18 protein-coding genes are annotated in these 20054 nt (G+C 48.2%); 9 read left to right on the top strand and 9 right to left on the bottom strand.

Translation table 11 applies throughout. The annotated features are described in order from the left end of the window. Positions 1–99 precede the first annotated feature (99 nt). Positions 100–996: a LysR family transcriptional regulator gene (locus tag MHB84_RS31230; RefSeq protein ID WP_076290992.1), complete on the top strand. Its 897-nt coding sequence runs from the start codon at positions 100–102 to the stop codon at positions 994–996. 29 nt (positions 997–1025) lie between these two features. Here MHB84_RS31230 and MHB84_RS31225 read toward each other — a convergent pair whose 3' ends face one another. After that, complete coding sequence (locus MHB84_RS31225; RefSeq protein ID WP_076291138.1) at positions 1026–1754, bottom strand: YoaK family protein; 729 nt, start codon at positions 1752–1754, stop codon at positions 1026–1028. A 133-nt stretch (positions 1755–1887) separates the two neighbouring features. Next, on the bottom strand, positions 1888–2757 hold the full coding sequence (locus tag MHB84_RS31220) for a prolyl oligopeptidase family serine peptidase (RefSeq protein ID WP_083679052.1): 870 nt from the start codon (positions 2755–2757) through the stop codon (positions 1888–1890). A gap of 243 nt (positions 2758–3000) precedes the next feature. Here MHB84_RS31220 and MHB84_RS31215 point away from each other — a divergent pair, with 243 nt between their 5' ends. Together MHB84_RS31215 and MHB84_RS31210 are read left to right on the top strand one after the other, a co-directional pair. Then, complete coding sequence (locus MHB84_RS31215) at positions 3001–3747, top strand: GTP pyrophosphokinase (protein ID WP_076291139.1); 747 nt, start codon at positions 3001–3003, stop codon at positions 3745–3747. A 41-nt stretch (positions 3748–3788) separates the two neighbouring features. Next, on the top strand, positions 3789–5030 hold the full coding sequence (locus MHB84_RS31210; protein ID WP_076290994.1) for a multidrug effflux MFS transporter: 1242 nt from the start codon (positions 3789–3791) through the stop codon (positions 5028–5030). Between the two features lie 129 nt (positions 5031–5159). Here the strand turns inward: MHB84_RS31210 and MHB84_RS31205 are convergent, their stop codons facing one another. Continuing rightward, positions 5160–5753, bottom strand: coding sequence for a hypothetical protein (locus MHB84_RS31205; protein WP_076290995.1), 594 nt, complete (start codon positions 5751–5753; stop codon positions 5160–5162). A gap of 260 nt (positions 5754–6013) precedes the next feature. Between MHB84_RS31205 and MHB84_RS31200 the strand changes: the two genes are divergently transcribed. The 6 genes from MHB84_RS31200 to MHB84_RS31175 all read left to right on the top strand — a co-directional run bounded on the left by MHB84_RS31200 (position 6014) and on the right by MHB84_RS31175 (position 13905). Then, entirely contained in the window at positions 6014–7009 is a 996-nt protein-coding gene (locus MHB84_RS31200) for an iron-hydroxamate ABC transporter substrate-binding protein (RefSeq protein WP_256716895.1), read from the top strand. 155 nt (positions 7010–7164) lie between these two features. Then, a complete protein-coding gene (locus tag MHB84_RS31195) occupies positions 7165–7785 on the top strand; it encodes a flavin reductase family protein (RefSeq protein WP_076291141.1) in 621 nt (206 codons plus the stop codon). A 213-nt stretch (positions 7786–7998) separates the two neighbouring features. Continuing rightward, positions 7999–9156: a type III polyketide synthase gene (locus tag MHB84_RS31190; RefSeq protein WP_076290996.1), complete on the top strand. Its 1158-nt coding sequence runs from the start codon at positions 7999–8001 to the stop codon at positions 9154–9156. A 43-nt stretch (positions 9157–9199) separates the two neighbouring features. Continuing rightward, a complete protein-coding gene (locus tag MHB84_RS31185; protein ID WP_076290997.1) occupies positions 9200–11461 on the top strand; it encodes an MMPL family transporter in 2262 nt (753 codons plus the stop codon). Between the two features lie 209 nt (positions 11462–11670). Then, positions 11671–12690 carry an alpha/beta hydrolase family protein gene (locus MHB84_RS31180; protein WP_076290998.1) on the top strand — a complete coding sequence of 340 codons (1020 nt, stop codon included), beginning with the start codon at positions 11671–11673 and terminating at the stop codon, positions 12688–12690. 42 nt (positions 12691–12732) lie between these two features. Next, on the top strand, positions 12733–13905 hold the full coding sequence (locus MHB84_RS31175) for a rhamnogalacturonan acetylesterase (RefSeq protein WP_076290999.1): 1173 nt from the start codon (positions 12733–12735) through the stop codon (positions 13903–13905). 138 nt (positions 13906–14043) lie between these two features. Here the strand turns inward: MHB84_RS31175 and mnhG are convergent, their stop codons facing one another. The 6 genes from mnhG to MHB84_RS31145 are packed head-to-tail and all read right to left on the bottom strand — an operon-like array spanning position 14044 to position 19952. Further along, entirely contained in the window at positions 14044–14436 is a 393-nt protein-coding gene (mnhG, locus tag MHB84_RS31170; RefSeq protein ID WP_062324636.1) for a monovalent cation/H(+) antiporter subunit G, read from the bottom strand. Then, positions 14420–14704, bottom strand: coding sequence for a Na(+)/H(+) antiporter subunit F1 (locus tag MHB84_RS31165; RefSeq protein ID WP_063563408.1), 285 nt, complete (start codon positions 14702–14704; stop codon positions 14420–14422). Before MHB84_RS31165 ends, mnhG begins: the two co-directional genes overlap by 17 nt. Next, positions 14704–15180 (bottom strand): Na+/H+ antiporter subunit E, encoded by a 477-nt coding sequence (locus tag MHB84_RS31160; RefSeq protein ID WP_076291000.1) that lies wholly within the window; start codon positions 15178–15180, stop codon positions 14704–14706. Before MHB84_RS31160 ends, MHB84_RS31165 begins: the two co-directional genes overlap by 1 nt. Before the next feature lie 6 nt (positions 15181–15186). Then, the gene (locus MHB84_RS31155; protein ID WP_076291001.1) at positions 15187–16665 is read right to left on the bottom strand and encodes a Na+/H+ antiporter subunit D; all 1479 of its coding nucleotides are present in this window, start codon (positions 16663–16665) and stop codon (positions 15187–15189) included. After that, a complete protein-coding gene (locus tag MHB84_RS31150; protein ID WP_024631879.1) occupies positions 16658–16996 on the bottom strand; it encodes a Na(+)/H(+) antiporter subunit C in 339 nt (112 codons plus the stop codon). The genes MHB84_RS31155 and MHB84_RS31150 overlap by 8 nt, the downstream gene beginning before the upstream one ends. A 1-nt stretch (position 16997) precedes the next feature. Next, on the bottom strand, positions 16998–19952 hold the full coding sequence (locus MHB84_RS31145; protein ID WP_076291142.1) for a Na+/H+ antiporter subunit A: 2955 nt from the start codon (positions 19950–19952) through the stop codon (positions 16998–17000). Positions 19953–20054 lie beyond the last annotated feature (102 nt).

Raw genomic sequence — 20054 nt, 5'->3', positions numbered from 1 at the left:
TACTTAAACTATAAAGCGAACAAATACATAAATAAAATATATATTATGTATGTTAATATAACTTTAGATTATATATTTCAAGTGAAGGAGGTGTAGCGGTTGAATTTGCACGGATTACGATTGTTTCATGCTATTGTGAGATATGGGGGAGTTACGCGTGCGGCGGAAGAACTCAACATTAGTCAGCCAGCGGTATCCTCTCAGGTAAAGAAATTTGAGCGGGAATTGGGCATTCCATTATTTGCTTCGGAAGGGAGAAGACTGGTTCTTACCGATGCTGGAATGCAATTAACAGGCTACGCGGAACGTCTGTTCATGCTGGAGCAGGATGTCGAGAACTTTGTGCAGGATTTTCGGGCAGGCAAGAAGGGGTTGATTCGTCTTACCGCAACCTATTTGCCCTCGAATTTTCTTCTGCCGGGCTGGATTGCCCGCTTCAAGCAAATGCATGAGGATGTGGAGCTGGTTGTGAGCACAACCAATACTCGGATGGCTTTTGACCAACTGCTGCGTTATGAGGCCGAGATTGCAGTTTATGGTGGAAGTGGCATTACACATTCAGGTGTTCATTGGGACGAATTGTTTGAAGATGAAATGTGGTTTGTGGTACATCCCGATCATCCTTATGCGGGAAAGGAAATTGAGCTTCGGGAGATGGTGGCAGAGCCCTTCATTATGCGTGAAGAAGGCAGCGCTACACGGGAGCGTCTCGTCTCTCTTTGCACAACAAATAACCTGGCCGCTCCCCGCATTGCGCTTCAGTTCAATGGGTTGAACGAAACAATTAGTGCGGTGAAGGCAGGTTACGGGGCCAACTTTATTTCTTCTCTGGTCGTAAAGGAAGATGTACAACAGGGCAGGTTGGCACGTGTATTCGTTCGAGGTGTACAGTTGAAAAACACGGTAGCCGTATGTACACGAGCAGGTGAAGTGTTATCTCCTGCCGCACAGCATCTGGTTGAACTCATCAGACAGGAAGCATCATTAATGAAATGAAATAAACTAGTTGAAAAATTGCATGAGAGCTAACGTTGAACGTCATCCGTCGCTGTTTTGTTCGTTCCTCTGGAGTATAATCGGGCGTACAGGGTGACTCCACCAACGATCAGAACAGGTATCCATACTGCCATCATAGGTACGTGGTGGAACAACATCGCAGCTAGAATAACGCCGCCCAAATAGATCACAACGGCACCTGCACGAAGGTAGGAATCTACTGATAGCGCTTTGACCAGCGAGCGGATATTGGCGTGTCGCAGTCGCTGAAGGATGCTTACCGCATCCTCAACCACGGCGGCCAGATTATTGGTGAGCACGGTCGTCGAAATACCGGCAATTCCAATGCGGCGTGCTGCAGTCGTTTGCATCCCCATGGCTGTGGCCAGCATGGCAATCAGCAGATAGGATAGTTGTTCCGAATATGGACTGATCATGGCGATGGCAAAGAGCAGAAGCAATATACTTTCTACAGTGAACACGGTGGTGACTCGCGAAGACCAGCCATTTTTCGTCTGCACATGTCCAATCATGTGTGCAGCGATGGCATTTCCGGCAATAAAACCAATGAGGGCAAGGAGTGCACGCAGCACAACAAATTCCTGAGCACGGGCAATTGCGATCCCCAGCAGTACAATATTGCCCGTCATATTGGCTGTGAGCACATGCCCCAGTCCCAGGTATCCGATCACATCGACCATTCCAGCAGACATGCATAACAGCAGCATTGCGTACTTTTGGAGGGTATTTTGATTCATAATCATCCGTCCTTTCCAAAAACGTAACCCCTCCAGTATACATCCACAACGCATGACCCTTCAAAATGAAGTTTATGATGCCAGCCAAATTTTCCATAGCAGCAAACATGTTTAAATCGTCCCCATCTTGAAGCTAAGGAGCTGCGAGCCAATCAAACATATTGTTTACTGCCGCCTCATGCGCGCTTTCCTGAAAGCGATGATCCTGTCCCCCATAAGCGTGAAACGTAACGTTGGCACCTCTGCGTTTCAGCCAATGATACATTCGGGTTCCATGACTGTAGTTCACCTGCGTATCAGACGTGCCATGCATGATCAGCACAGGACAATGGAGTTTGTGTGCCTTCGACAAGGGGGAACGGGCGAGATAAGCCTCCGGAACTGAACGTGGTGTACCGCCCAGCACTCTTTTCAAAGTACGTCTCAAGTCGGTTCGTTCATGATAGGTGCGTTCCACATCGGCGACACCGCTCCAAAGCACCAGTTTATGTACCTGCTGAGGCCCTTCATTGTAGGTTGTTGCTGTATGTACGGCATTAATGGCTCCACGCGAAAATCCCATCATTGAAATTCGCTTCGTATCGGCAAAGGGCCACTCTTGTACAAGTCGATAAGCGGCATGTACATCCTCGGCATCTCGTCCGCCATATTCGTCATGTCCTTCACCACCCTCGTTACCACGATATGATGGAGCGAACACGATATAACCTTTACGGACAAATTGCTCCAGCCAAGTGGTATTTACCCCACCATAGTTGCCCAGCCCACCCCGGCAATAGATCAGAACCGGCCAACGTGTATCAATACTGTCCATGGTGTGTTGTTCTACAGGAGGGTAGCGGCTAGCGAGCTGTTGCATTTGCATGGATTCTTGGGTCACGGTGAAGCTTTGGAAGGCAGAGCTGGTATGGGGGTCTTCTAATTGCGAGAAGGCGGGTAAGGAGCACCCGTCAGGCAGGCATAAATAGCCTTTTACCCGAAGCGCATCGGACGAATACGTCACATGATAGAGCAGGGGAATCGACCTCTTTCATCGGAAATGGCGTGCCAATTGACAATGATTCTTCTTTAGGATGCGCCTAAACGAGGTTCCCATACCTTTCCGTCAGCAACAGCCGTTCGGTGCGAGAAATTCGTTTATTGGCTCCATATGATTTATAATGGTTCAGGAGACATGTGGATTGACCTCTGTCCTCTTATTTATAAAACTAACTTTAGTGTGCACGAAGAAAGGAAGAAAACCATGATGAACGCTCCACATCCGATTGATCAATTCAAGAAATTTAAATATGAAATTACGAGATTTATGATGATCTATAAATTTGCTTTGGATCAAATGGAGACCAAAATTGAAGTGCTGAAGGAAGAATTTCAGTCGCTGCATGATTACAGCCCGATCGAACATACGAAATCCAGATTAAAGTCACCTGAGAGTATTATGAACAAGATGTTTCGTAAAAATCATGAGTTAACTTTTGAAAGTATCAAGGAAAATATTAAGGATATCGCCGGTGTACGTATTACCTGCTCCTTTATCTCCGATATCTACCGCATTAAGGATATGCTGTGCAATCAAAGTGACCTGCGTGTGCTGGAAGTGAAAGATTATATCCAGAATCCGAAGCCAAACGGTTACCAGAGCCTTCATCTTCTGGTTGAGGTGCCTGTTTACATGTCTAATGGACAAGAGCGGGCGTGTGTGGAAATCCAGATTCGTACCATCGCGATGGATTTCTGGGCGAGCCTGGAGCATAAGATCTTTTATAAATACAATAAGGATGTTCCTGAGCGTTTAACGAAAGAACTGAAAAGTGCAGCAGACTCTGCCAACGCATTGGATCAGCAAATGGAGAGACTTCACCGGGAGATTCAGGAGATCAAGGACGCCGAGAACGAACGTGATGAAGAAGAACTGCGCCGGATCATCATTAACAATCAACAGTTCACACTACCTTCCAACTTGCTCAAGCTGCTGGGAGACGGGGAACACTAAGGAAACGAGAACTACCGCAGGGAAAGGAATATGTTATTCATATGAAAAGTACACCAGCTTCATTAAGCACCAATTCTACATCCCGTGTACGTATGGCATTGATTCTGGGGACACTGTCGGCCTTTGGCCCGCTGTCCCTGGATATGTATTTGCCGGCGCTGCCCACACTGGCCGATGAGTTCCAGTCATCCACTTCCTATGCACAGCTTAGTCTAACTGCATGTATGGTCGGACTGGCGGTAGGGCAGCTGCTGGCTGGACCTTTAAGTGATGTGCGTGGTCGTCGTACACCGCTTATTGCGGGCCTTATACTTTATACGATTGCTTCCATACTCTGCCTGGTCAGCCCAACGATGGGCTCCTTTGTTGTGCTGCGTTTCATTCAGGGTGCAGCAGGAGCTGCGGGAATAGTCATCTCGCGCGCAGTAGTGAGGGATGTGTATTCCGGTCCGGAACTTACCCGTTTCTTCTCCCTCTTAATGCTGATTAATGGGGTCGCACCGATTGCTGCACCAATTATAGGCGGGCAATTGCTTGCGTATACGTCGTGGCGCGGCGTATTTATTTTGCTGAGTATCATCGGTATTTTGACTTTAGTTGCTGTCGTGGTTGGTCTTGGTGAGACACTGCCTACAGAACGACGATCCAGCGGAGGACTGAAGCAGACGCTGCTTACATTCCGCAAAATCGCAGGGGATCGCCTGTTCATGGGATACGCTTTAACCCAAGGGTTTGTATCTGCTGGCATGTTTGCCTACATATCGGGTTCGCCGTTCGTGCTTCAAAAAATATATGGCATCTCCCCGCAAATGTTCAGTGTCTGCTTTGCCATTAACGGTCTCGGTATCATACTGGCAAGTCAGATTGCCGGAAGACTTGCGGGTAAAGTATCTGAAACCCGTCTGTTGATCGCGGGGCTGTTAACAGCAGCTCTGGGAGGAACATCTTTACTCATCGCCATTCTGGCGGGAGGTAATCTGTTTTCGGTCCTGATCCCGTTATTTCTCGTGGTATCCAGTGTGGGTCTGGTTAATACGGCTTCCTTCGCACTGGCGATGGCCAATCAGGAGAAATCAGCAGGCAGTGCATCAGCACTTATCGGAGTGATGACGTTCCTGTTCGGTGGTATTGTCGCTCCACTTGTGGGTCTTGGAGGAGAAGGCACAGCCGTGCCAATGGGCATTGTAATCGCTTGTGCAGATCTTGGCGCATTGCTGATATACTTTTTGATGGTAAGCAAAGGCAAGAGGGGTATACGTCGGGATAAACAACGGTTGGCGTGAAATATATTGTGTTGTTGTTCTGATTTAAAAATGTATTGCTCGCAATAAAGAAATTTGACTATAAAAAAGCGCTCCAATTGGAAGGCTCATTCCTTCAACTGGGGCGCTTGTTCTATGTCTGAACGTGCTTTAGCAGAGAGCAAACAAAATCTGTGTATTAAGCAGGATACCTGGAGTAAGGAACGGATAGAAGTAACCGATGACAAAACCGAACAGATTGGTGGAAGGCCACATTAAGTAAACGTCATTGTACGTGAATACAAGAGACCAGCGGTTATAACAGAAATTTTGCAGTACACGTTGCTCGGGATCACGGGGTGTTGCTACTCCTGTTTGGGCAAATTGCACAGCCTGGGTCAGATTCTGGGGCTGTTGCTGGATAAATAGTGGTAGAAGACCAGGGCTGCTTTTGATCAAGTTATACAGAAAAACCATTTCTGCCGGGGGCTGACCTACTGGGCGAGGATAGGCACCAAGCAAGGTAGGCAGATTGCCTTGTGTTAGCTGAGCGGGTACACCCGGTGCCGTACCGGGGACGCCTCCAGGAAAGTAAGGAGGTTGACCACCACTAGCTCCGCCCGGAATGAATGGGGGATAGGAACCTGGTGCTCCTGGGAAACCTGGCACTGGCTGACCTCCTGGAGCGCCTCCCGGGAACAGCGGCGGCAATTGAAACGAACGATCCTCATCATATCCTGAATAACTGTTATAAACGTAATCCATGTACGAACATCCTTCCTGTCATCGTATTCTGGAATCAGCATATGGCGGCATCCGCCTAAATGTGAATCGTTGGAATGAAGGTGACTTCGACCTTAAAAGGCAAAAGCTGCATTGACAACTTCGTTGATAACAATTATCATTGTCAATGGAATTGGACAAAAGTACATACCTGTATTATATGCATGAATAATGTATAAACGTCTAAGTCTGTCATAACAACTCAATCCATTGAGGTGTTCATATTGAAAGGGGATAGTCACGTGTTTAAGAAAAATAAAAAAATGATCATGCTTCTGATCACCGTAATGGTCATGTCCATCTGGCTGGCAGCTTGCGGATCGAAACCAGCAGATAACGGTACAGCAGCAGGAGAGAACAATACAGCAACGGAGACAGAGACACAGACAGAAGCTCCGACAGAACGTACATTGACAGATGCAATGGGGCATGAAGTGAAAATTCCTGCTAATCCGGAGCGTATCATCGCTTCGTATCTGGAAGATAACCTGGTTACACTCGGCGTTAAGCCAGTTGCTCAATGGTCTGTAGCCAACGGAATCCAAGAGTATTTGCAAAAAGATTTGGACGGCATTCCTACGATTGCTTTCGATCTTCCTTTCGAAGCGGTAACAAGCTTCAACCCGGATCTAATTATTATCGGTTCCGAAAGTGTGGTTGAGGGTGAGAAATACGCTCAATACAGCAAGATCGCACCTACTTATGTACTTGGCGATGAGATCAATAGCGATTGGCGCAAAACCCTGTTGAAAATCGGCGAAATTCTGAATAAAGGCGATGAAGCACAAAAAGCGCTGGATGAATACGAAGTGAAAGCCACAGAAATCAAGGAAAAAATCAACACAGTCACAGGTGGAACGAAATCGGCAGCGGCCATCTGGTTGGTTAGTGGAAAATTCTTCATCGTAAGTGACAATGTATCCAGTGGTGAAGTGATGTACAAGGAACTGGGACTTGCTGAGCCTGAAGTAGTGAAAGAAATCTCTGCTAATGCGTCAGGTAACTGGTCTTCCATCTCGCTGGAAAAATTGGCGGAAATGGATGTAGACTACTTGTTCTTTGTGAATAGTGATGAAGGTACAGGTTCAGAAGCACTGAAAGATCCGGTATGGCAAAGCATCCCGGCAGTGAAAAACGGTAACTTGTTTGAATTTACCCGTTCGAGCAGCTGGTTGTATAGCGGAGTTCAAGCGAACCTTCAAATTATGGAAGACATTCAGAACAGTATTGTAAAATAATAGAGATCAAATACGAAACTGAATGTATACACTCCTTGGTGCGATGGGCACCAGGGAGTTTTTGTGATTTCAACATTTTACGATATATAATAAATGAAGCGAAGATCGTGAGAAAGTAAGTATCGTTTTACGATCATGGAAGGGGATAGCTTATGATGCATACTTTGGACCCACGAGAACTGACGGGCAGAGATAACTATAAACTGATGAGTGGTTCGGTTGTGCCACGCCCAATCGCATTTGTGACAACACTTTCTCATGACGGCAGCGTCATTAATGCAGCACCCTTTAGTTTTTTTAATATCGTTAGCTCTGACCCACCGATATTATCAATATCCATCGCTCGCAAGGATGGCGTTATGAAAGATACGGCTCGCAATGTGCTTTCCGGGAAAGAGCTCGTTGTACATATCTGTGATGAATCGATCGCTCTTGACATGAACGAGACGGCTGCCTTGCTGGAGCCCCACGAGAGTGAGCTGGAACGAACAAACCTGACGACTGTACCAAGTACTGTGGTTTCCGTACCATCAATACAGGAAGCACTTATTCGGATGGAGTGTAAGTTGTATCAGCATATTCCGATATCGAACGATGAGGGAAAACCTGTGAGTGATCTGATTCTGGTTCGAATTGTACAATATCATTTCAGTGAAAACGTGTATGATCCTGCCACCAATTATATATTAATGGATCAGCTCAAACCGATCAGCAGGCTGGCCGGGAATGACTATGCCAAACTTGGCGAGAGATTTACCGTGGTCAGGCCGGAGTAACAGTGGAGCGGGTTGAACGACCTGTTGAAGGAAGGGTCGGGATAACATAATAGTAATCATCCTTTAATAAGACGGACAACATGTGCGGAATTCGCATGTGTTGTCCGTCTTTGCGTGTTTCGTGAACATAAAGGGGGCAAGCCTCGAATAGACTTGTACTATATCCTGCACATGTGACATGAACCTATTTTATATATAAGGAGGTTGGAGCCGATGAACCAACTTGATGGAACTGTACCCGCAGCAAGTATCATGGGAATTGGAACGGCATTGCCTGTTCACCGCATTGAGCAAAAGGATGTGTCTGCTCGGCTCGCACAAGCGCTGGAGCATGAGCCGGATTCCAGACGATGGGCCAAGCGAATATTCAACCAGTGTGGTGTTGAGACACGTTATACATGTGAACCGAATCTGCTGGAGCCAGTTGAGTCTTGCCGTTATCTGCCTTTTACCCAGAGGGAGAACGTTCCGACCACAGCCGAACGTATGGGAAAATATAAGGAAGCAGCCGTTCCGCTTGGAATTCAGGCAGCATGTCTGGCACTCGAGGATGCCGTCGTTTCGACCTCGGAGATTACACATCTCATTACCGTTAGTTGTACAGGGCAATTCCTGCCCGGTCTCGATGTTCGGCTGATTCAGCAGCTTGAACTATCGCCGCGTATTAACCGAATTCCGCTTGTATTTCAGGGGTGCGCAGCCGGTCTGAAAGCTGTACAGTTGGCGAATTCGATTGTGACGAGTGACAAAGACGCTACCGTTCTTATCGTATGTGTGGAGCTGTGCACCCTTCATTTTCAGCCTTCCGCCAAGCGGGATGATCTGTTCGCGGCGTCCTTCTTCGGGGATGGCGCATCTGCTTGTGTTGTGGGCCTGTCCGGATTAGGACGTAAAGAGCTGTTCAGATTGGGTAGCGGGGATTCCGTATTGCTGCCAGACTGTTCAGAAGAGATGATCTGGGAGGTGGGCAATACCGGCTTCGATCTATATCTCTCTCCACAGATCCCAAAACTGCTCGGCTTACATCTTGGTCCAGAGGTTGAACGATTGCTGGACGGCAGCGATCTACCGGAGATCTGGGCGATCCATCCTGGGGGCAGAGGTATTGTGGATGCGGTGCAGAAGCTGTATCAGCTGTCAGATGAGCAGGTTGCATACAGCCGAAACATTTTACGGGATTATGGAAATCTATCCTCTGTGACGATTTTGTTTGTTTTACAAGCCATCCGCGATGATTATCGCAAAAGGGAGGAAGCTTCCAGCGGAATTGCACTTGCATTTGGCCCGGGACTGACGGCAGAATTGCTTCCTTTTACTTATGTTCCTGCATCCGTTGAAGAAAGAGAACCAGTGAATCAAGGCATGATTTAAAAAGAGAACGGAATTACCAATCTGATAGCAGAGGAGCTTGGGTATGGGTTATCGCAGCCTTGCTGTCCTCATTAGCCGATATCCGCGGTTCATCATTCTCTGCTGGGTGTTTGTCATCGGGATGTCAGCCGTCTGGGCATGGAAATTGCCTGGCATTGTTCAGGATCATGGGTTGAACTTGGATCAGGGAGATGCTCATGCTGTAGAGCTTATTCTGGAAAAAGAGTTCCATGTTCCTGCTGATCCGGTTATTCTTCTATTTGAAAAAAAGACCGGCACTACCCCCGCCGAATTCCGGGGCTGGATTAAAGATCGTCTGCAACAGGTGAGTAAACTGTCAGGTGTAACGTCCATAATCTCTCCGCTTGAAGCACGTGGAAGCAGGATGCTGCGGGGGGACGTGGCCTATGCTTTGCTGGCGTTTGATGTACCGTCTCACAAGATGGGCCCGCCGCTTGAACAGCTGCGTTCTGTGCTTACAACAGACGGTCCGGGAACGATCCAAATCACAGGGAAATCCGTTGTACAGCAGGATGTGAACCGTCTCAGTTTTCGCGATTTGGAACGGGCAGAGGTTGTGGGATTGCCACTTGCCTTCGTCATTTTGTATTTTGCATTCAGAGGTCTTTATGCAGCGCTAATTGCAGTCATTATGGGAGTGTCCGGCGTCATAACGGCAATGGGAGTTACATCCCTGATGGGTTACCATCTGGCGCTCTCCAACTTTGTGATCAACGTTATTCCGATGGTGGGAATGGCGCTCAGCATAGACTTTGCTCTGATTATTCTCAGCAGATACAGGGAAGAACTCCGGCGAGGTCAGAATAGTGAAGCAGCAGGTTCGGGCGAGGAAGAGGTTCTCCAAAGAATGCTGCGTACAGCGGGAAGAGCCGTATTCTTTTCTGTGGCTTGTGTGCTGTTAGGACTGCTTGGTCTACTATGGATTAGATTGCCGATGTTTCTGAGTGTATCCCTTGGAGCCATTGTTGTGCTCGTCATATCGGTCCTGCTGAATATAACACTGCTGCCAGCCATTCTATCCCTCTATTCTGTGCGAATCTTTAGACAGCATTCCAGGAATTCCATCTCTTCAAAACAGGGCCAGCATCAACAATCGTTGCCGTCACGTTCGATCTGGTCATTCTGGTCAGGCATGATTATGAAACGGCCGATTAGGATGGCGCTGATTGGAACAGGTGCGCTGCTTCTCTTTGTTCTACCGGTTGCCCGGTTAGAGATCGCTATCCCGGATGCTACTTCCTTGCCTGACAGAATGGAGTCTCGCCAAGCGACTGAGCAGATTCAGCGCATTTTTGGACAAACGAACGTCTCTGCTGTAGAGATTGTAATTGGTGGAACGGGAGAGCCGTTGACCACATACCATTGGCGAATGGCGTTGAGTAAAATGCAAGAGCTCCAGCAGGATTCGAATGTGGTGGCTATTGAGTCCGCATGGGGGATCATGGTGCCGGACAAGCTGTCGGGCCAAGCTCAAACTAATATTAAAACTCAAATGAACATTCCATCACCTTCTTTGAGTGAAGCACTGAAAGAAACCCAATCTCAACAGCCTGCATGGCTGCGTTCATATGTGTCCGACCATTCCATTCGTATGGTGGCTACCATTCACGGAGCACCGGGCTCCGATGAGGCTGCATCCTGGCTCGAACAGATGAGGGCAAAGGACATCGCTAACTCCATGTCTTTCATACCCCTGCGTTACGGGGGAGAAGCAGTTATGCAGCATGAAATCATGCAAGAAGTTTCAGGTCAACTGCCCAAAGTGCTGGTGTTTGTTGTGGTATCGAATTATCTCGTATTGCTCGCAGCATTCCGGTCACTGCTCATCCCAATCAAAGCCATTCTGATGAATCTGCTCAGCTTGGCTGCTTCATTCGGCGTGCTCGTACTGGTCTTCAATCAGGGCCATTTTGGCATGGAGCCATCTGCCATTGCCATTATGATACCTGTGTTCATTGCCGGGCTTGTCTTCGGTATTTCGATGGACTATGGCGTTTTTATGCTGACCCGTATCCAGGAGGTTTACAGACAAACAGGGGATAGTGATCTGGCCGTACAGCAAGGACTGGCCTCAACCGGACGTCTCATTACTTCGGCGGCAGCGATTCTGCTGGCAGTGACTATACCATTTGCCTTTGCTGACGTGGCGGGTGTCAAACAGCTGGGAATCGGAATTACAGCGGCGGTGTTCATTGATGTAACCATTATCCGCCTAGTGCTGGTGCCTGCACTAATGAAACTGATGGGTAGATGGAACTGGTGGCTACCAGGGCACAGGGAATAAAAGGCCAGATTAAGAAGGATGTTCTCGGAGCCTGAAGATCAGGTATTCGAGAACATCCTTTTTTCATCAAAAAGGTGTGAATTCAGCCCAAAACAGGCAATAATGTTCAATTCATGGGTTGTACCGTGATTTATAATAGACTGGACAAGTCCGACATATATCTTTTTACATACGTCTATCATTTGAATCCACAGGAGGGATGAACGGTAATGTCTGATATTGAATCTTATCTGCAAAAACAAACAAGCCCGCGTGGACGCTCTGCGTACCAGACGGGTCAATCTCTTGAGCAATGGCGGAGGCAGTTGCGAGTACGGATTATAGATCGGCTGGGCGGCTTCCCATCCGTGGTGTCGGAGCTGAATCCTGTAATGCTCGAACGCACTGTATGTGACGGATATATCCGAGAACGGGTTGAGATTACGACCTATGCGGGGTTGCGCATGCCCATCTATTTGCTGATACCGGATATGGTAAACGCTACCAAAGAATCACGCCCGGCCATTATAGCCTGTCATGGACACGGGTATGGCAGCCGGGAGATCTCAGGCATGGAACCCGATGGTTCACCGCGTAGAGGAGAGCCTGGTTTGCATAAAGACTTTGCCGTCGCCCTTGTACAGCGTGGATATGTGGTTGCCGCTCCTGAATTGCTTGGATTTGGTGACCGAAGGTTGGAAGAGGATCGAGATGCCCCCCCCGGCGCAAGCTCCTGTACCAAGATTGCCGCCCATCTGCTCATGACAGGGCAGACGCTTGCTGGGCACCGAATCTATGAAACGATGCGTGTGCTGGATTACGTAACCACACGTCCTGAAGCTGATCCAGCACGTATCGGAAGCATGGGCATCTCGGGTGGTGGACTCGTGACGGCATTCACAGCTGCGCTGGATGAACGTTGCCGTGCGGCTGTCGTGAGCGGTTACGCAAGTACATTCCAGGGTAGCATATTGGACAGAAATCATTGTCTCGACAATTATATCCCAGGAATTCTGAGGGAAGCAGAGCTGCCGGATATCATAGGTCTGATCGCACCCAGGCCGCTATTTATTGAAGCCGGAAGTGAAGATCAGGTATTTCCACTGCCAACAGCCAAAGAAGCTTATGCTCGATTGACAGAGATCTATGAACAAGCGGGAGCACAGAAATGGCTCGATGCAGACTTTTTTACAGGAGGCCATGAGATCAGTGGAGCGAAAGCCTATGACTGGCTGGATAACGTTCTGTAAAGCAATCATATATAAATGAACCTTTGAGAGGAGAGTTTAGTTATGAAATGGTCAAAATCTGTGCGGTATCTGCTCTGCCTAACCCTGTTTACTAGTCTGATTGGAGGTGCTCTGACAGCTAATGGAGGACAGGTCGCCCAAGCTGCGGCGAATGAGTACAAATTTGACTTTGGCGCGGGTGCAGTTGAGAACGGTTACACAGGTGTATCGGCAACAGAGGCCTACACATCAGCGAAAGGTTATGGATTCAATACACCTGCCAACATGCGTAATGTATCGGCATCTGGAACAGGTGTTGCAAGCGATGCCGTACAGTTTGTCACCTTTGGAACGAAAAGTACGAATACGTTTAATGTGGATCTGTCCAACGGTCTTTACGAGGTTAAGGTGGTCCTGGGCAATACAGCCAGATCGAGTGTGGCAGCAGAAGGTGTATACCAGATCATTAATATGACGGGTAATGGGGCGAGCGATCAATTTCAAATTCCGGTGACGGATGGACAGTTAAATCTGTTGGTTACGGAAGGGAAAGAAGGCACCGCATTTACACTTAGCGCACTTGAAATCCGGAAAATTTCGAATCAAACGGTGACGAACCGTACGATCTATATTGGCGGCGATTCAACGGTCTGCAATTACTATCCGCTCAGCAGCAGTGTACAGGGTGGCTGGGGGCAGCTGTTTCCTGCCTACGTAAATACGAGTACGTTTCAGGTTCGCAATATGGCCTCTAGTGGTCAATTTGCAAGAGGTTTCCGCGATGATGGGCAGATGGAAGCGATTCTGAAGTATATTAAGCCGGGAGACTACTTCATTTTGCAATTAGGGATTAATGATACCAATGCCAAGAACAATACAACCGAAGCAGAGTTCAAGGAGATCATGCGTGACATGGTCCGTCAGGCCAAAAACAAAGGAGCCACCGTCGTTCTATCGACGCCTCAGGGTCGGGCAACTGATTTCAATTCAGCCAATGTGCATACTGCAGAAAATCGCTGGTACAATGCATCTACACGTGCACTCGCCCAGGAAGAGGGCGTGACGCTTGTAGAACTGAACAAACTCAGTTCGGCCTATTTTACTTCCATTGGACCGGCTGCAACACTGGCCTTGTATATGACAGGCGATACGCTTCATCCGAATCGTGAAGGGGCAGCCCAGCTTGCACGAATCGTTGCTGCTGATCTGAGAAGGCAGGGACTAAATGGATTTTGATCTGGTTAAAATGAAGCTTCGTTCCGCTGCTCCTCGAACATAGATTGGACTTAACTGAATCGTATAGCCAAAAACACCCCCGGGACAGCCAATTAATCTACGGCATGTCCCGGGGGTATTTGATTGTAAACCAAGTGACTATTCCATCATATCCTTGGCTTCATGGTTGACCTTTTTACCTTTCAAGAGTGGTTCAAGTTCATCCTGTACACTCTGTTCCCATAGGGGCACGTCTGTACGATAGGCAGCCCGTCCGTTGAGATGTCCGGCTACTGGTGCTGTGATAAATACAAACACAATGCCAAGCAATACCCGAGCACTGATATAGTTATCGAAATACCAGAAGAAGAGAAACGTTCCGCTCAGTACACAAAGTACGCCGAGTGTAGTACTTTTGGTGGCGGCATGTGCTCGTAAATATACATCTGGCAGTCGGATCAGTCCGAACGCGCTAAATGCGCTCAGTAGTGCTCCCAGCAAGACAATGAGCCCAATGACAATTCCGGCGGTTCCATCAACGATCTCCTTCATTTTTGAATACCGCCCCCCGTTCAATATATCGTGCAAATGCAACTGTGCTTAGAAAAGCGAGAATGCCGATCAATAGAATGATATCCAGATAAGCTTGGGTATGAAGCATCATGGACAGAACAGCAACGATGGCAATGACGTTAATACCGATCGTATCCAGTGCCGTAATCCGGTCGGCCATGGATGGTCCCCGTAGCACCCGGTACAGACAACCCAGTATTGCGAGGGAGAGAATAAGCAAGGATATGAACAACATTGAGGATAACATTATCGTGTCACCTCCATAATGGCTTTTTCGAACGTATTTTTGATATCATCACTCATTTTCTGTTCGTCTTTGATATCCAGCGCGTGTATAAATAATTTGCGTTGATTCCCTGAAATTTCAAGTGGGAGGGAGCCTGGCGTCAGTGAGATGAGCAGACACAGGAGTGTAACTTCCCAGTCAGAGGACAGCTGTGTCTGATAGGTAAATATGCCGGGCCGAATATCAAGCTTCGGCTTCACGATCTGGCGAATAACTTCAATACTGGCCCGTACCAGTTCCTTGAACAGCAAGGCAATCAGCTTGATGATCGCCCAGACACGAACAATATAGAAGCGTTGCGGAAAGAAACGTCGCATACTCCCAATCAGCAGTAGACCCAGCAGGTAACCCGTGAGAAAGCCAACCCCATTCCACGCATTATTCAGAAACATCCATACAAAGCCAATGATCAAATTAAGTACAATCTGAAAGGCCATACGCATCTACTCCTTCAAGACTGCATCAATATAAACATTGGGATGCAGCAGAATGTCGCCTGCGCGGGAGGTCAGTTGGAACATGCCCTCAGCCCCCACACCCATTGCGATGATGAACACAAACAGAATTCCGGCAGGGATGAGCAGGCCGTTCACGGCGTAAGGTCTTCTCACTGCGCCTGCCGGCGGTTCACCCCAGAACGCCTGGATGAAGATGCGAAGAACCGAATACAACATCAGCAGGCTGGAAAGGACGGCAATGCCTGTCAGTCCGTAGAGACCTGCCTGCAACCCGCCTTCAAATAACAACAATTTCCCAGGAAATCCACTGAACGGAGGAATACCTGCCAGCGCAAGTGCACTGATGAAGAACATCCAACCAAGCAGTGGGTAGCGGTGGATCAGCCCGCCCATATTGTCGAGTTTGGAGGTGCCTGCGACCGCGATCAGAGCGCCTCCGAGCAGGAATAGCAGTGTTTTGATGAGCATATCATGCAGCATGTAGAAGAGTAGACCTTCCAGTGCAGGACGGCTGGCAGCAGCCATCCCGAAAGCTACAAATCCCACCCCTGCGATCACGTTGTAGATCAGTATTTTATTGACGTCACGATAGGAAATCGCCCCGATTACCCCGAGTACCATGGTCGCTCCAGCCATCCAGCCGATAAGGGCATGGAAGAAATCAGGATCATGATAGAATATCAGTGTGAATGTTCGCACAATGGCGTACAGACCTACTTTGGTCAACAAACCGGCAAATAGAGCAGTGACCACTGCCGGGGGGGCTGCGTAAGAGCCGGACAACCAGAAGAACAGGAACAGTCCGGCCTTGATGCTGAAAACGATCAGGAAGAGGACAGCGATCAGGGTGATCACTCCGCTCTGTCCGACTTCAGCGATCCGATTGGACAAGTCGGCCATGTTTAAAGTGCCGGTAACAGAGTAGAGAAAACCAATAGAGGCAACAAATAGCGCAGAAGAGACAATGTTAATCAAGACATACTTGATCGTTTCTCGTAGTTGTCTTTCCGTACCTCCCAATACAATTAGTGCATAAGAAGAGATAAGCATCAGTTCAAAGCATACAAACAGGTTAAACAGGTCTCCAGTCAGAAAGGAACCGTTCACGCCTGCAATCAGGAAATGAAAGAACGGGTAAAAATGATGTTCTTCCCGTTCCTTATTTACACTTCGGAAAGCGTAGAGCAGGCATGCCAGTGCAATGATTGAAGCAGCCACGACGAGCAATGCCGATACCATATCTGCAACTAGTACAATGCCATAAGGCGGTTCCCATCCTCCCATATTGAGCGTCTGTATCCCGGATTGTGTCACTTGGGTAATCAGTACGGTTGAAGCGGCTGCCGTCAGCAAAAGGCCAATAACACTCACAACCCGCTGGATGTTTACCCGCCGGAAGAATAGAAGGGCTATAACCCCGGTAATCAGTGGCAGCAGAATGGGCAGAACAACGAGATTATTCATAAGGACGCCCCCTTACTTCTTCCATATCGTCTGTTTTCAGCTTCAGATAGGAACGATAGGAGAGTACAAAGAAAAAGGCGGTTAGTCCGAAATTAATGACAATGGATGTCAATATCAGCGCCTGGGGAAGTGGATCGACATAGCGTTCAGCTTGCTCCCCAAGCAGCGGTGGTGCTCCAGTTTTGAGACGGGACATCGTGATCAGCAGTAGATGAACTCCGTGAGTGAGTATGGACATACCGAGCACGATTCGGAGCAGGCTCCGCGATAAGATTAAAAAGACGGCGACTGCAAACAAAATGCCAACGGCCACACACATCAATATTTCCATATCAGCGATCCTCCCCGATCTGTAGAATGATATTCATGGTGACTCCCAGGACGGCGAGATATACGCCGAGGTCAAATAGCATCGCGGTTGCAAGTTCTGTTTCTCCAAGTATGGGGAGATCGAAATGACCAAAGGTCTGGCTCAGGAAGGGTACGCCGAACAAAAAAGAGCCAGCTCCAGTCAATAAGGCAATACCCAGCCCGATGGCCGTCAAGGTGCGGAAATCGATAGGTAACGCTTTGCGTACAGTATCCGTACTGAATGCCAGCGCGATTAAAACCAGGCCAGCTGCCGTTACCAGGCCGCCAATGAACCCGCCACCCGGGTTATGATGTCCTGCGAAGAACAGATGCAGCGCGAAGGTCAGAATGATAAAGACAACAACTTTAGTCGTCGTTTGCAACAACACATCGTTGCTTTGAAGTGGTACGGTATCCCAGGTTGATGAGCTGCGTTCACGGTTGCCATACTTTTTCGTATTGTCCGCTTTGTCATCCGCATCTTCTTCGGTTTCTTCAGTCTGTTCTTTCTTGCGGAATTTCAGTCTAGCGCCAAGGTCCCTCGCTTCGAGATTCAGATTAATCATGGAGTAGATGGACAACGAAGCTACCCCCAGTACCATAATCTCCAGTAGGGTATCGAATCCACGGAAATCCACCAGCAGCACGTTGACAACATTTTTGCCGCCAGCCAGATTGTAACTTTCCTGAATGAAAAAGTCGGAGATGCTATCCAGTGATGCGGTTCCGCTCGCTGCTAATGCAACAAAGGTCATGACCACACCTACTGCAATCGCAACAACCATATTCACACTGAGGTAGCGGCGGCTAGATTTGCCCCGTTGTAGCTCCGGCAGATGGTAGAAGCAAAGCAGGAACAGTGCAACCGAGACCGTTTCGACAATCATCTGGGTCAATGCCAGATCCGGCGCTCGGAACAGCACGAATAGTAATGTGACGAGGTAACCCACTGCGCCAGTCATTATGACTGCGGATAGTCTGTTCTTCGCAAAAGGGATCGAAACCGCTGCTGCGATCAGTGCGATGAGCAGTACTGCTTCATAGAAAGAAAAAGGGGCATTACCCTTGAAGTTCCACGTAATATTTTCCCCTGAGCGGAAAAAGGCATAAACCAGCAATGCAACGGTGAACGAGAAAATATATACCAGATAGTTACGAACCGAGCCATTCATATAGGCTTCTGTCCATTTACGTGCATAATGCTGAAGATTATCTAGTACGACATGGTACATATTGTTTATCGTTAACCCTTGTGGGTAATGCTCATAAATCGTTCTCCAGCGCGGCAGCAGTTTGTACAAAGTAATACCGAGGGCGATTACACCAATGGTCATGATTAATTCTGGTGTGATGCCATGCCATAGGGAGAAGTGAACATCAAAGTGTTCATTTCCGTTCAGCAGTGATGGAAGTACAGCAGCCATCGCTGGTTCAATTAATGATCCAGCCAGCAGATTCGGGAATAGACCGAATATGATCACCAGTATCCCGAGAATAACCGGAGGAATCAACATGCCAACGGGAGCTTCATGCAGCTTCTCAGCAGGAATCTCGCTGCGGGTGCGACCGAGGAATGTTTTGAACACAATAATAAGCGCATAGATCAGGGTGAACACACTTGCGAGCCAGGCGAACACAGGCAAGAGTACACTCCATGATCCGAGTCCAAAGATGCGGAGGTGTGTTACTTCCACCATAGCCTGGAAGAACAGCTCCTTGCTCAGAAATCCGTTAAACGGCGGAATTCCGGCCATGGCGAGTGCTCCGACGAGCGCTACCGTAAAGGTCACTGGCATAAATGAAGCAAGTCCGCCAAGTTTCCTTATATCCCGCGTGCCTGTCTCATGATCCACAATGCCAACGACCATGAACAGTGCCGCCTTGAAGGTAGCGTGATTGAACAGATGAAGCAGTGCTGCCGTAATGGCAACTGTGTACATCGCGGAGGATTCGCCATATCCGAAATAGATGGCTGCCGAGCCAACGCCGAGCAGAGACATGATCAGACCAAGCTGTGAGATGGTAGAATAGGCCAGGATCGCTTTAAGGTCATTTTTTTTCACGGCAAGGAATGATCCATAACATAGGGTGAGCAGTCCAACCCCGGTGACAAGCCAGAACCATAATCCCTGTCCACCAAAGATGGGTGTAAACCGGGCTACGACATACAGCCCCGCCTTGACCATGGTCGCCGAATGCAGATAGGCGCTGACAGGTGTTGGAGCTTCCATGGCGTCAGGCAGCCAGATGTGGAACGGGAACTGCGCCGATTTGGTAAAAGCTCCAATCAGAATCAGTACAAGAGCAGGCAAGAATAGTGAACTGTCCTGAATCTGGCCCCATTCCGTAATCGTTGCGCGAATACTGAACGTACCCGTCATGAGGTACATCAGCATGAATCCGGCAAGCATGGCAAAACCACCAAAAACGGTAATGAGGAACGACTTTTGTGCGCCCGAAGTGGACGCCTTGCGTTTGTAATGAAAAGCGATCAGGAGAAAGGACGTTATACTGGTCAACTCCCAGAATCCATACAGTACAATCATATTGTCTGACAGTACCACGCCAAGCATGGCTCCCATAAACATCAGCAGATACAAATAAAAGCGGTTTAAGGCTTCTTTGGTATCCATGTAGAAAATGGAGTAGAGCACCACCAGTGTTCCTACACCGGTGATTAACAATGTCAGCAGCAAACTTAGACCATCCAGATATAGATTAAATCCAATGTCCAGTGACGGAATCCAAGGGATATACCCGGATACTGTATTTCGCTGAGACACGGCGGGTACGAGGCTCGCAAAATAAACAAATAATAGGGCCGGGACAAGTAAAACCAGCCATCCCATATGTATTTTACGGAAGAAACGATGCAGCATGGCAAGTACAATACCAGCGGCAAAAGGCAGAATCACAGCAACATGAAGCAGGCTCAACATTACACCCCCAATGACTGAATTTCTAATGCTCTTTGTTGTGACAAACAGTGCTCATATGGCTCTGTGAGCATGCTTGCTCTCTATATTCATAACCCAAGT

It is taken from the genome of Paenibacillus sp. FSL F4-0087 (genome assembly GCF_038020215.1).
Lineage (GTDB): Bacteria > Bacillota > Bacilli > Paenibacillales > Paenibacillaceae > Paenibacillus > Paenibacillus taichungensis.
Note: the sequence above shows the minus strand (reverse complement) of the source record. Positions and strands in the feature narration are given on the sequence as shown.

Coding starts and splice junctions, on each gene's coding strand:
- MHB84_RS31225 (WP_076291138.1), bottom strand. CDS start 1,754: ATGAATCAAAATACCCTCCAAAAGTACGCAATGCTGCTGTTATGCATG.
- MHB84_RS31215 (WP_076291139.1), top strand. CDS start 3,001: ATGAACGCTCCACATCCGATTGATCAATTCAAGAAATTTAAATATGAA.
- MHB84_RS31210 (WP_076290994.1), top strand. CDS start 3,789: ATGAAAAGTACACCAGCTTCATTAAGCACCAATTCTACATCCCGTGTA.
- MHB84_RS31205 (WP_076290995.1), bottom strand. CDS start 5,753: ATGGATTACGTTTATAACAGTTATTCAGGATATGATGAGGATCGTTCG.
- MHB84_RS31195 (WP_076291141.1), top strand. CDS start 7,165: ATGCATACTTTGGACCCACGAGAACTGACGGGCAGAGATAACTATAAA.
- MHB84_RS31190 (WP_076290996.1), top strand. CDS start 7,999: ATGAACCAACTTGATGGAACTGTACCCGCAGCAAGTATCATGGGAATT.
- MHB84_RS31185 (WP_076290997.1), top strand. CDS start 9,200: ATGGGTTATCGCAGCCTTGCTGTCCTCATTAGCCGATATCCGCGGTTC.
- MHB84_RS31180 (WP_076290998.1), top strand. CDS start 11,671: ATGTCTGATATTGAATCTTATCTGCAAAAACAAACAAGCCCGCGTGGA.
- MHB84_RS31175 (WP_076290999.1), top strand. CDS start 12,733: ATGAAATGGTCAAAATCTGTGCGGTATCTGCTCTGCCTAACCCTGTTT.
- mnhG (WP_062324636.1), bottom strand. CDS start 14,436: ATGAAGGAGATCGTTGATGGAACCGCCGGAATTGTCATTGGGCTCATT.
- MHB84_RS31165 (WP_063563408.1), bottom strand. CDS start 14,704: ATGTTATCCTCAATGTTGTTCATATCCTTGCTTATTCTCTCCCTCGCA.
- MHB84_RS31160 (WP_076291000.1), bottom strand. CDS start 15,180: ATGGCCTTTCAGATTGTACTTAATTTGATCATTGGCTTTGTATGGATG.
- MHB84_RS31155 (WP_076291001.1), bottom strand. CDS start 16,665: ATGAATAATCTCGTTGTTCTGCCCATTCTGCTGCCACTGATTACCGGG.
- MHB84_RS31150 (WP_024631879.1), bottom strand. CDS start 16,996: ATGGAAATATTGATGTGTGTGGCCGTTGGCATTTTGTTTGCAGTCGCC.